At 52.0% G+C, this 12,985-nt stretch carries 8 protein-coding genes and 1 pseudogene; 6 read left to right on the top strand and 3 right to left on the bottom strand.

The annotated features are described in order from the left end of the window. A pseudogene (locus LKK83_RS24170) lies at window positions 1-957 on the top strand (hypothetical protein); the annotation flags it as partial. A gap of 277 nt (window positions 958-1,234) precedes the next feature. On the opposite strand, the gene def reads toward LKK83_RS24170, so the two are convergent. Both def and LKK83_RS24180 read right to left on the bottom strand, forming a co-directional pair. Beyond that, window positions 1,235-1,768 carry a peptide deformylase gene (gene def / locus LKK83_RS24175; protein WP_324633971.1) on the bottom strand — a complete coding sequence of 178 codons (534 nt, stop codon included), beginning with the start codon at window positions 1,766-1,768 and terminating at the stop codon, window positions 1,235-1,237. A 75-nt stretch (window positions 1,769-1,843) separates the two neighbouring features. After that, window positions 1,844-3,088: an HhoA/HhoB/HtrA family serine endopeptidase gene (locus tag LKK83_RS24180; RefSeq protein ID WP_324633972.1), complete on the bottom strand. Its 1,245-nt coding sequence runs from the start codon at window positions 3,086-3,088 to the stop codon at window positions 1,844-1,846. A gap of 298 nt (window positions 3,089-3,386) precedes the next feature. Here LKK83_RS24180 and dnaA point away from each other — a divergent pair, with 298 nt between their 5' ends. Further along, window positions 3,387-4,763 (top strand): chromosomal replication initiator protein DnaA, encoded by a 1,377-nt coding sequence (gene dnaA / locus LKK83_RS24185; protein WP_324633973.1) that lies wholly within the window; start codon window positions 3,387-3,389, stop codon window positions 4,761-4,763. A 447-nt stretch (window positions 4,764-5,210) separates the two neighbouring features. On the opposite strand, the gene LKK83_RS24190 is transcribed toward dnaA, so the two are convergent. Next, window positions 5,211-5,546, bottom strand: a complete 336-nt coding sequence (locus tag LKK83_RS24190; RefSeq protein WP_324633974.1) for a hypothetical protein — start codon at window positions 5,544-5,546, stop codon at window positions 5,211-5,213. A gap of 334 nt (window positions 5,547-5,880) precedes the next feature. Here LKK83_RS24190 and dnaN point away from each other — a divergent pair, with 334 nt between their 5' ends. The 4 genes from dnaN (at window position 5,881) to LKK83_RS24210 (ending at window position 12,674) form a co-directional block, all read left to right on the top strand. Next, the gene (gene dnaN / locus LKK83_RS24195) at window positions 5,881-7,077 is read left to right on the top strand and encodes a DNA polymerase III subunit beta (protein WP_324633975.1); all 1,197 of its coding nucleotides are present in this window, start codon (window positions 5,881-5,883) and stop codon (window positions 7,075-7,077) included. A gap of 619 nt (window positions 7,078-7,696) precedes the next feature. Next, window positions 7,697-9,505, top strand: a complete 1,809-nt coding sequence (locus tag LKK83_RS24200) for an HlyD family efflux transporter periplasmic adaptor subunit (protein ID WP_324633976.1) — start codon at window positions 7,697-7,699, stop codon at window positions 9,503-9,505. Between the two features lie 80 nt (window positions 9,506-9,585). Beyond that, window positions 9,586-10,758, top strand: coding sequence for an ABC transporter permease (locus LKK83_RS24205; RefSeq protein WP_324633977.1), 1,173 nt, complete (start codon window positions 9,586-9,588; stop codon window positions 10,756-10,758). A gap of 26 nt (window positions 10,759-10,784) precedes the next feature. Further along, window positions 10,785-12,674, top strand: a complete 1,890-nt coding sequence (locus LKK83_RS24210; RefSeq protein WP_324633978.1) for a TolC family protein — start codon at window positions 10,785-10,787, stop codon at window positions 12,672-12,674. Window positions 12,675-12,985 lie beyond the last annotated feature (311 nt).

The following is a 12,985-nucleotide window of genomic DNA, read 5'->3' on the forward strand; positions in this document are numbered from 1 at the left end:
CAACCCACTGCACCAGTTTCCGAAACCCCAGTCACAAATAACCCGCCAGTGTCGGAAACTCCCGAACAACCCACTGCGCCAGTGTCGGAAACTCCCGAACAACCCACTGCGCCAGTTTCCGAAACTCCCGAACAACCCACTGCGCCAGTTTCCGAAACCCCAGCGCCACCGACTGCGCCGGTGTCGGAAACCCCGGAACAACCCAGCAATCCGCCGGTGTCGGAAACCCCGGAACAACCCAGCAATCCGCCAGTGTCGGAAACCCCGGAAGAACCCAGCAACCCGCCAGTGTCGGAAACCCCGGAACAACCCAGCAATCCGCCGGTGTCGGAAACCCCGGAACAACCCAGCAATCCGCCGGTGTCGGAAACCCCGGAACAACCCACTGCGCCCGAGGAACCCACTCCCTCACCGGAACCCGATCCCCCGGTGAATCTCACAGGTGGTTCGAGTACGGATATGCTCACTGGTGGTAGTGGCGATGACACCCTTGCTGGCAATTCCGGCGATGACGAACTCGCCGGCGGCGCGGGTGAGGATAATATCGCGGGTGACACCGGGAACGATACCCTGTTTGGTGGTGCAGGTGATGATACCCTGCTTGGCGGCAACAATCGCGATCGCCTTTACGGAGATGAAGGCAACGACATTCTCGACGGCGGTGCAAACAACGACACCCTCACCGGTGGCGCAGGTAACGACACTCTCACTGGCGGACAAGGGAAAGATATCTTTACCCTGGCATCGGGCATGGGAGTAGACCTCATCGCCGACTTTACCGCCACTGGCGGCAACCGAGATGCGATCGCCCTTGGTGCTGACCTAACCTTCAACCAACTCTATCTCACTCAAGACGGCAACAACACTCTCATCCGCATCGCCGCCACCGACGAACTGCTAGGCGTACTCATCGGCGTCAGCGCCAACAGCCTCAGCAGTTCGCACTTCACCATCTAACCCTCGTAGGGACACGGCACTGCCGTGTCCTCTCCCAATTTTATGTTTTATATAATATTTTGCCACAGCAGGCAGATCGCCGTAGGGTGTGTGACGCCCCGCCCCCAATCCCTGGGAATTCCCCCCAATCCACTCCGGGGCGTCACGCACCGACCTTATATCGGGCTTGTTGTTGTGCGATATTCTGCCTACAGGAGGCAGAGCCTCCCCCGGGCCGTTCCCAGGCTGAGCCTGGGAACGAGGGGGGGTGTGAGATGATGGAGGTCGCGCTTATTCCTCACAAATGTTGGACTAATTGCTTCTGATACTCGCGATCGCTCATAATTTCTCGGGTACTTTCCACCCGATCCAGGAACACAATCCCTTCCAGATGGTCGTATTCGTGCTGAAAAATCCGCGCCACAAAATCCGAAAACTCTTGCTGGTGCAGCTTGCCGTATCGGTCTGTATATTCAACCTCGATCGCCCGATTGCGGGGCACCAAACCGCGCAGTCCCGGTACGCTCAAACAACCTTCCCAATCTTTCACCATCTCGTCAGAGCGATCGATAATATGCGGATTAATTATCGCCGTGGGTTCCATTGTTGGCGCGTGGGGATAGCGCAGGGTGGGACGGGAGGCGAGGATAAACATGCGATGAGATTCCGCAAGCTGGGGGGCGGCAATTCCCACGCCATTTGCCGGGGCAACAGTGGCCAACATCTCGTCAATTAACTGTTGAATCCGCTGGTCATGGACCTTGGTCACGGGTTGGGCGATCGCCCGCAAAATCGGATTCCCTAATTCTGCAATCTCTCGGATCTTACTCATAATAAACTCGAATTATCATATACGCCCTTGCATTATACCACATCCCCCCGAAGGGCGGGGGGTGCGCTGACTCCGTTACTTCGGTGCCACCGGTAAATCCCCCGGTTGCACGGTAATGTTCCGAGTTTGACCGTTGCGGTTAATTTGCACCTCCAAGGTCGCCCCCACTTGGGACCCTTGGACGATTTCCTGCACGGTTTCCGAGTCGCGAATCGGCTGATTTTCCATCCGCTGAATCACGTCCCCGGCGCGCAATCCGGCGCGATCGGCAGGGGAGTCGGGCACGACGCGCACGATTAACACTCCTTCATCCACGGATAACGTCACCGGACTATTCGGGTCGGTATTCAGTTCTTGTTGCAATGCCGGCGTCAGGGTGAGCATTTCGATGCCCAAAAACGGATGCTGCACTTTCCCGGTGGTCAGCAGTTGTTCGGCGATCGCCTGGGCGGTTTCAATCGGAATCGCAAACCCCAACCCTTGTGCCCCACTGATAATCGCCGTATTCATGCCAATCACTTCCCCTTTGGCATTCAGTAGCGGGCCGCCGGAGTTCCCGGGATTGATCGCCGCATCGGTTTGAATGAACCCGACTCGCTTATCCGGAACCCCTACATCGCTGCTCGATCGCCCGGTGGCGCTGATAATCCCCGCCGTGACGCTATTATCCAACCCCAACGGATTCCCGATCGCGATCGCCCATTCTCCCGGGTGTAAATCCTCAGAATCCCCCATCTCCACCTTGGGCAAATTTGTGGCCTCAATCTTCACCACCGCCACATCGGTCACCGGGTCATCCCCCAACACTTCTCCCTCTAATTGGCGACCATCTTTCAGCACTACCGTGACGCGATCGGCACCATTCACCACATGAGCATTGGTGAGAATCTGACCGTCTTCACTGATAATAAACCCCGAACCGGTACCCCGTTCTACCCGTTCCTGCTGCGGAATCGACCCAAAAAATCGCCGAAAAAACGGATCGTCAAATGGCGCGGGCAAGTCTCGGGTGACGGTCCGCGCCGAATCGATTCGCACCACCGCCGGCCCGACTTTCTCTACCGCCGCCACGATAAAATTAGAATCCACCGGCAAGGGCAAACTCCCCACCGCCGTCTCCCCGGGCACTTGAGCCTCACCGGATTCCGGCGGCACGGAAAAGCGCGGTACCGCCGACTCCAACGACGATTCAGACTGGTATTGCAACCAGCGATCGCCGGCAAATGCCGCACCGGCTCCCAATAACACCAGTACCAGGTAAAGCAGAGGCTGCTTCCAGGAAAATTTGCCCCCCGCGTTAGCTTTGTCCGAACGTTTCATAACAACCCTACCCAACTCGTTTGTCAAAAAACCACAACTATGCTTTATATCGAGATGTCAATAATCCCGTCTGTAATGCCTTTCATTATAAAGGAGGAGATTCCGAGAATTGAGAATGAACAATTAACAACCGGACTTCCCCAGCTTACCCTACGGCTTCTTACCAGGCTTATAACGCTTTAACCCGTTAACAACTCGCAATTTTCTGCCAATTCTCAATTCCCCCACCCTCCTGCGGGGTGTGCCGTTGTTTGCTAAAGTCAAATAGCCAAAAGGAATAGCGATCGCGAGGTCAGGCGTGGAACTTCCGCTAGAAAGTCTCTGGAATCAGGTACTCGAACGGCTACAGCGACAACTGAGCCGTCCCACCTTTGAAACCTGGATCGAAACCGCCACGGCCCAGCAGTTCGAAAATAACTGCTTGGTCATCAGCACCCCCAACCCCTTCGCCCGCAATTGGTTGCAGAAATACTACCTGAAAACCATTGCTGACGTAGTACACGAGGTACTCGGCTATCCCGTGCAGATTTACATCACCACCGCCGCCGATGCCACCCAAGGCGCGGGGGGCGAATACATCTGGCCCTCGCCGATCGGCAATCCTCGACCCGAGACCGGATCCAGCCATCCCCCGCGCCCTACGGAACTCAATCTCAAATATGTCTTTTCCCGGTTTGTCGTCGGCGCGAATAACCGCATGGCTCATGCTGCATCCTTAGCAGTAGCAGAGTCTCCCGGGCGAGAATTCAATCCCTTATTTTTATGTGGCGGCGTCGGGTTGGGCAAAACCCATTTAATGCAGGCGATCGGGCATTATCGCTTAGACATTTGCCCCAACTCTAAAATTTTTTACGTCTCCACCGAACAATTTACCAACGATTTAATCGCCGCCATTCGCAAAGATAGTATGCAAAACTTTCGCGAACACTATCGCGCCGCCGATGTATTGCTAGTAGATGATATCCAATTTATCGAAGGCAAAGAATACACCCAGGAAGAATTTTTTTACACCTTCAACACCTTGCACGAAGCTGGCAAGCAAGTGGTGCTGGCGGCAGACCGTCCGCCAAATCAAATTCCCCGCTTGCAAGAGCGACTATGTTCGCGATTTTCGATGGGATTGATTGCAGATATTCAGCCTCCGGATTTAGAAACCCGCATGGCAATTTTGCAGAAAAAAGCAGAATACGAAAACGTGCGCTTGCCCCGCACCATCATCGAATATATTGCCTCTCATTTTACTTCTAATATTCGCGAATTAGAAGGGGCATTAATTCGGGTAGTTGCCTATATGTCCATTTCCGGCTTACCGATGACGGTGGAGAATATCGCGCCGATTTTGAACCCGCAAACCGAGAGTATAAAGGCGACGCCGGAATCGGTAATGATGGCGGTGGTGGAAATGTTCGGGGTGGCGATGGAGGATTTAAAGGGGAATTCGCGCCGCCGCGAAATCAGTCAAGCGCGGCAAATTGCTATGTATTTGATGCGTCAGCATACGGATTTGAGCTTGCCGAAAATTGGGGAAGAGTTTGGCGGGAAAGACCATACCACGGTGCTGTACAGTTGCGAAAAAATTGCCCAGCTCAAACAGCGGGATTCGGACATGGCGAATACTCTGCGGCAATTAAGCGATCGCATTAATTTCTCCAGCCAATATCCCCCTCAGATTTAACCTCCGATTTCCCCCGCTTCTGCTTCTGCCAATTCTGGGGTAATTTTTTGGCAATTTCACTTTATCGCTGCAATTATTTTCTCGGCGCGACTGTGCCGCCACAGGGCCATCAACCGCCACCTCTTATCCCACCTGTGGAAAAAGCTGTGGAAAACCTGGGGAAAACCCGTGGGTGGCGGTGAAAACAGCCCGTAAGTATCAAGATTCTGGGGAAATTTACTCCGCTTTTTCCACAAGTTTTCCACAGGAGAATTGACCATTGAGAAGCGATCGCTTGCCTCGTTTTCAGACTTGACTGGGAAAACGGATTTGGGAGATTCCGCCTCGCAGGGGATTGTGGGTGAGCTTGAATCTGAGCGCAATGAGGTATTCAACCCCCTCCCCCCCTGTCAGGCACCTTGGGCGGTGACCATCCCAGGGATGGAAGGGCGCGTTTTTCCCATCGGATTACGATAAACGGCGAGATACCCTTCTAACAATCCATTCAACTCCATAACCAATCAGATAGACGAAAACTGCGGTTATCGACAGATGCAAGCCAAACTGAAGGGAATCTGCCAATCCCATATAGGAACAGCTTAATTTTATCTGCGGCACTCCTATTTTTTCCAAGACAACCCCCACGGTTAAAAGGGAGGGAAAAATAAACCGGATCAGACCCAATCCACAGAAATCGAACATCCCACCCCTATAAGAGTGGAATTCCCACCAGATAAAAGAACCGCTGCCTATCAGGTAAATTAAACTCATTGCATAGCCGAACCGGGATTGATAAAGTTTCATTTATTGATTCCTATGTTGGCAGGATTTTACGGTGCTATTAATTTACCTTTAAGATACAGGCTCAGTGCAACTGCTGTATTTCCAGTTGGGCCTAAAATTTGCGGTGGGATCCGAAACCAATCTCGTCAGAAACCGGGGTAGGGTGGGCAACGAGTTTCCCAACCGGCAGGGAATGCTGAATTGAAGCAGAGAGCGTCAGTGCTATGAATGGATTCGCCATTCGAGGGAGTGTTGGGGCAAACTGGACAGTGGTAGGATGTTGATTCCGGGCAATTGTTGGCCCGTGGAGCCTACACAGTCACATCGATCGAGGCAGACCCTCCAAAATACGCTGATGAAATTTGTTTGCGTCCAAAACGAACTTGCCACCAATCTTTCCCTTGTCAGTCGTGCGGTGCCCTCGCGCCCCACGCATCCGGTGTTAGCCAATGTCTTGTTGAGCGCTGACGAGCAAACCCAGCAAGTCAGCTTAACGGGATTTGACCTATCGTTGGGGATTAAGATTAGTTTTTCCGCTCAGGTGGAAAGCAGTGGGGATTTGACCCTACCGGCGAAGCTATTTAACGATATCGTGTCGCGTCTCCCGGATGGAGAGGTGGCGATCGACGATGAAGGAGAGGAACCGGCGGGGGAGGGGGATCCTGCGGAAGTGGGCATTTTGGCCACGATCGCCTCTTCGTCGGGTACCTATCAAGTCCGAGGGATGGGGGCGGAAGAATTTCCCGCATTGCCCACCATTGAAAGCGGGCAGGTGTTTTCTCTGCCGGCGGAAGCGCTGATGGATGGGTTGCGCGGGACGTTGTTTGCGACCAGTACCGATGAAACGAAGCAAGTGCTGATGGGGGTGCATTTGCTGGTCGATCGCGGACAATTAGAATTTGCCGCCACTGACGGGCATCGGTTGGCGATCGTGGAAACCACCAACTCAGAGGATACCGCCGATTCGGAAGCATCGGAGGAATTGGAAGAACAGGAGGAAGAATTTGAAGTGACAATGCCGGCGAGAGCGCTGCGGGAATTGGAACGGATGGTGGGATTGCATAAAGGTTCCGAACCGATCGCCCTGTCGTTTGATACCGGACAACTGGTGTTGGAATTTGGGGGATTCCGCCTCACCACCCGCACCCTGGAAGGGCAATATCCCACCTATCGTCAATTAGTGCCCAATTCGTTCGATCGCCAAGTGACGGTAGACCGGCGATCGCTGCTCAATGCCTTAGAACGGATTGGGGTGTTGGCGGAACGCAAAAACAACATTGTCAAGTTCTCTATCGATCGCGATAAGGAGCAACTGTCTCTTTCGGTGGAAGCGCAAGATGTGGGTAGCGGCACGGAATCCATGCCCGCCCAAATTAGTGGCGAAAATCTCGACATTGCATTTAATGTGAAATATGCGATGGAATCTCTCAAGCATATCAATGCCAACGAGATTTTAATTAAGCTCAATTCTGCCACCACGCCGGTGGTGTTATCTCCCTTGGGTGCGGTGAAAATGACTCACTTGATTATGCCGGTGCAGTTGCGCGCCTAGGTTGCAATGGCGAGGGAGGGACAAGCATCGGGGCGATCGCTTCTGTTCGCCGAAGTATCAGCTCGCCCCACTGCTTTCCCCCTCGGTCTATTTCATAAGACTTGCTACATCCCCCAAAAACCGCTGTCGCAACCCGTTGAGCAATCGGTTGATTCTGCAACGGTTTATCTAGCACTTTAGTGAGGTAACTTCATAAAAATTATTAAAAATTTGGATTTTTTAAAAAAATTAGAGAAAATTTGGCAACCGCTGATAAAAACCCAAACAAAATGGTAAAATTTTCAAAGTGTGGGGGTTGAGAGCCAATGCAAAAAAGACAAAAAAACATCCAGCCGAGAGCCTAACAAACAGGAAAACCTGGAGGGGGAAAACTCAAAACCGAAACCTCAGCAAGTCGGCCAATTATTTTGCACAGTAGAGACCCGATTTATCTGAGATGGGATGAAACTTCAGACGCGATTTATCGCGTTTCTACGGGGAAAATGGTTCGATTGCTATCCGGTGATGAAGAATTAGGAAAGCGGACTAATGATTTAGCCTCCATACTAAACGGGTTTGGAGACAAAATATCGGGGTGCAGGAGTACAGCAAACACAGCAAATTCACCTCAATATGGATAATGGGGGAGAAACAGAAAAAGCAGTATGAAAGTGGTGTCCGATGGATTGGGTGGTCGGCGGCGATCGCCCTTGCTAGTTTGGGCGGGTGGTGGTTCTATGCGCGCAGCTTAAATCCTTCATTGGACCCGGTAGAAGTAAAGACTGTCGCCGCCAAACTAGACACCATTGAAACCACAATTACCGAAAGCGGAATTGTGGAACTTGGGGGACAGCAAACCCTGAAATCTCCCAGCGATAGTACGGTCGATCGCGTATTGGTTGAAGTGGGCGATCGCGTCAGCGAAGGAGAAGACTTGATAATCCTGCGAAATGCCGAACAACAAAGCGCCTTGGCCGTGCAACCCCTAGAAACTCGCAAAAAACAACTCTCGTTAGCGCGCAACCGGCAGAAAGTTCGCGAAGCGGAAGAAAACTTGGCTCTCGCCCAAGAAAAACTGCAAAGACTCACCGAAAACAATATCGAACGCGAAACCAACCTCGCCAAGGAACGCCTCAATTTGCGCGAAAAACAACTGGCGTTAGAAACCCAACGGCAAAACTTAGTTTATGCTCGAGAAGAACTCGCCATTGCCCGAGAAAAGCTTGCAGAAATCCGGGAACAAGCTAACCGCGAAAAAGCGCGAAAACTAGCGGATTTGCAGTTAGAAATCGAGTCAAAACAACTCAATCTGGCCAACGCCCGCGACAAAGTTATCGAAGCGGAAGAAAATCTCGCTGCAGACCAACAGGAACTCGCGGAATTGCAAGAGTTAGCCGCCAAAGGATTCATCGCCGAACAAGAAGTGCGCCAGCAAGAAAACGCAGTAAGGCGCGATCGCACCGCCCTGCGAGATGCCGAATTGCAAGTCAGCACTCAAACCCTCGCCCTAGAACGAATCAAACTAAAACGCCAGCAAATCGAGCGCGAATTTCAAAACCAAATTGAATCCGCCGAAAAAGCTGTGCGCGAGGGCGAAAAAGCGGTGCAAAATGCCCAAGCAGAAATTCGCCGCGCCACCTTTGACAAACAGCGCACGCAACTGGAATTTGACAAACTGCAGCAACAACCGATGGAGGAAATCGAAAATGCCCGCAAAGCGGTGCGCGATGCAGAAATTACCCTGCGCGACGCTCAACTCCAAGTCACCCAAGAAACCCTGGAACTGAATCGTCTGCAAATCGAAACCCAAAAAAACCAGCAGCAATATGAGGAAAATGTGGTCAGCGCCCCCAGCGATGCCACTATTTTAGAGATTAACGTAAAAAACTCAGATGGAATCGCCCGGGGAAACGATTTGCTGACCCTCGGCGATCCGGCGCAAGAGTTGGTGAAACTGCAGCTATCCACCCTGAATGCGGGTAAAGTGGAACTCAATCAAGAAGCGCGCATCAGCGTCATCGGTCCGCAGGAGGAAACCTATCAAGGGGTGGTACTGCGCTTGTCTCCCCTCGCCACCACCGGAAATGGCAATAATTCGAGTAGCATGTCGGGACAAGCGGCGGTTCCCGCCACGGTAAAACTTAATTATCCCACCGGGGAATTGATTCCGGGAAGTCAAGTTAGCGTGGAAATCGTCACCCAACAGCGCCAAGATGTGGTGGTGTTACCCATCGAACTGATTCAGCGGGATGGATCTGAGCCTTATGTGTGGGTGCGCGATCGCGAGAATATCCTGAAAAAACAATCCATCGAATTAGGACTCGAGGGGGTGGTACAAGTGGAAATCAAATCGGGTCTCGACCCCGGCGATTCGGTGGTGGTTCCCCCGCCAGAACCGCCGTTAGAACCGGGAATGTCCGTTATCGTTTCCGAAGATGAGGCCAAATAGCGTCCTCTCGGGTGCGGGGGAAACCAGATAGCGATACCCTATGTTAGTAGATTGTATCACATCAACCATCAATCGGCGTTATGAGTTTAGGTGTATTTGATTTAATCCTGTTGAGTTGCGATTCCCTGCGCGGAAACCCCCTGCGTTCTGCGCTCACTACGGTGGGGGTATTTATGGGCGTAGCGGCGGTTAGTGCGACCCTGCAAGTTCGCACGATCGCCACGGCGATAATTGAGGAACAACTCGCCAAGCGAGAAGCGCCGCAGCTCAATATCCGCATGTGGGGGGAATCGCGGGGATTGAGAATCGAAGATATCGACTTTTTGCGAAGTCGCCTCACTGGTGTGCGAGCCATTTCGGCGTCGAATTGGGCGGGATGGGAAGTGCCGACTATATTTCAAACGGAACAAGCAACACCGGAAATGCTGGCGGTTTCGCCGGATTTTTTGCAAACCTCGGGTCGGGTATTGCTGGCGGGACGGTTTTTCAATGCGGCGGATTTTGATGACTATCGCCCCGTGGTGGCGATCGATGAATTTCTCGCCGAGACGCTGTTTCAAGATGCCGATCCCATCGGAAAGCGCATCTATGCCGATCGCCTCCCTTTTACGGTAATCGGCATGTTTGAAAGCAAGGAATCCAGCTATGGGGAAATCAGAGGTGAGATGTGGATACCTTTATCTCTTTATTATGCCATGACCGGCAGTCGCCAAATTCACAATATTTCGGTTCGTCCGATGAACGTGGAAGATTTAGAGACAATGGAAAAGCAGATCGAAACTTTGTTAGAGCAGCGGTTCCCGGAGGCGGATATTTATGTGGGGAACAATATCCGGCGCATTATCGAGCAAAAGAAAACCCTGGAAATGGCCTCGCGCGCTTTGCTGGCGGTGGGAGCGATCGCCCTGTTGGTGGGCGGCGTGGGCATTGCCAATATTACGATCGCCGCCGTGATGGAACGTACCCCAGAAATCGGGTTGCGCCGCGCTCTCGGTGCCACTCAGTTGGATATTATGTGGCAATTTATTTTAGAAGCGGCGATTCTCAGTTTGCTGGGCGGCGCGATCGCGATCGGCACCGTGCATGGCCTCACTCTGATTGTCGCCGATACCTTTGAGTTACCTTACCAGTTTAACAAAACGACCGCTGCTTTGGCACTGGGTTCGGCGCTGCTCGTCGGCGTGGGAGCCGGGTTTCCCCCCGCCCTGCGCGCCAGTCAGCTCGACCCGGTGCAAGCCCTGCGATCGCGCTAGTTGTATAGCACAAAGAGGTGGCTACCATGACTCGATATTATATCTCAAATTCTCACATAACGGCTTATCCAGCAATGCAGTCCCCCTCCCGAACCGATACCCGGCGGCATGTTCTCCGCTTTCTCTCGGCAATTTTCGGGGTGACTCTCACTTATTCGGCTTGCGTTTCGGCAGGTTCGGCGCACTTGTTGCCGGCTACCGATTCTCCCTGGCACAAGAGAGCCATCGCAGCTAAATTCCCCTCGCACCTAGGACTGATTCTCTCCCACCGCGCCACCGATTTTAACGTTGATTCTGATATGATGCTTGCGCCTTCTCCTGCTGCAGCAATGGCGAAGCAAGACAATCGCGATCGCCTGGATTTGAGCGATATTATGCGCGCATTAGAAACCTCTGGGCGATTGATAATGACCCCGATGAATAATTCGCAAGTTGCACTCTCGCAAAACCCCACCCCCAGTCAACCTTTCTTATTATTTGGCGATCGCCCCGCACAACTGCAAGGAGTCCCCCCCAGCGCCACCCTCAATTCACCCCCTAATGACAATGCAATTCAAGTCACCTTACAAGATATTGTGGTTTTGGCATTGCAAAACAACCGCGACATTAAAAATGCCTACCTGCAACGCATCGCCCAACGCGAAGATTTAGCCGTCGCTACCGATAAATTTAACCCCGATTTTACTCCAGAAATTTCCCTCTCGGTAAATCGCGACGAAGTGGGAATCAGCACCAACCGATCCGGTGAAGTCGCCGTGGGTTCGGTTCTGTCAATTAAAGTTCCCACCGGCGGCGAATTAAGTGCCGAGTGGAGGAGTCGCGGTTTGCGAGAAAGTACCTCCGGGGCGGAGATAATTGATGGCAATTTCGATACCCTCGGTCAGCGTTTTGAATTAACCTTCAATCAACCTTTGTTGCGCGGATATGGTGTAGAAGTGAATGAAGCTTCGGTGAATATCGCCCGTCTGAACGAACGGATTAATCTGTTAGAATTAGAATCCACTCTCAGCAATACTATAACCAATGCAATTTTAGCTTATCGGCAATTACTGCAAGCTCAGGAACAGGTAAAAATCGCTCGCGCTTCCCTGCAAAGAGCGCGGGATTTATTGGAAATTAACCGCGTTTTGGTGGAAGCAGGACGCTTGGCACCGGTGGATTTGGTGCAAAACGAAACCGATGTGGCAAATCAGGAAGTGCGGTTGTTAGCAGCGGAAAATAGTTTGGAAAGTGAAAAGGCCAATTTGTTGGAAATTTTGGATATTGACCAAAATACCAATCTGGTTCCGGTGGGAGAAATTCAGTTAAAAACTCGAAATTTAGACGTGCAGGAGTTGACCAATATCGCTTTAGCAAATAATCCGGAATATTTGCGATCGCTCTTGCGCCTGGAAATCGCACAGTTGAATCTGTTGCTGGCGGAAGATAACAAACGCTGGAATTTGGATTTTAATGCTACTTTGGGCAATGTTGCTACTACCAATGGCGAGGCGGATACGGATTTGCGGGCGGGAATTCAGTTGCGGCGAGAATTTGGCGATCGCACCCTAGAACAACGCTACCAGCAAAGTCGCGTGAATCTATTGCAATCGGAAAACAATGCCGAGGATTTGCGCGAAAGTCTGGCCATTCAAGTGGGCGATCGGGTCAGAAATGTAAATCTCCTCCTGCGACAGGTAGAACTGGCCCAAAGAGCGCGAGAACTCTCAGAACAAAACTTAGACAATCAGCGCGAACTGTTAAAATTGGGACGCAGTTCCGTAGCAGATATCGTCCGCTTCCAAGAGGATTTAGTCCGCGCCACCAATGAAGAGTTAAATGCCAAAATTGACTATCTCAACGCCGTCACTCGTCTGGAACAAACCGTGGGCATCACCTTAGAAACCTGGCAAGTTACCATCGAAGAAGAGCGATAATATATACAAAACTTACTCTCAATAAATAGAGTAAATAGTCCGCGCAGGCAGACTATAGCGCTGTCGCGGGCTACGCTAGCGTTGGCCCAGGCGCGATTTCAATCCCCCGCCTTCGTTGGCCCAGGCGCGATTTCAATCCCCCTTAAATCACATATCAATTAATGCCCAAAATAGTCCGCGTAGGCGGACTTCGTTTGTCCAGGCGCGATTTTAATCCCCCGCCTTTGTTGGCCCAAGCGCGATTTTAATCCCCCGCCTCTTATCCATCGCCTTCACTAATTTTTCCCTGCCGGTTCCCCCATTGCCCTCCT

Source organism: Phormidium sp. CCY1219, from assembly GCF_035615515.1.
Taxonomy (GTDB): Bacteria; Cyanobacteriota; Cyanobacteriia; order Cyanobacteriales; family Laspinemataceae; genus CCY1219.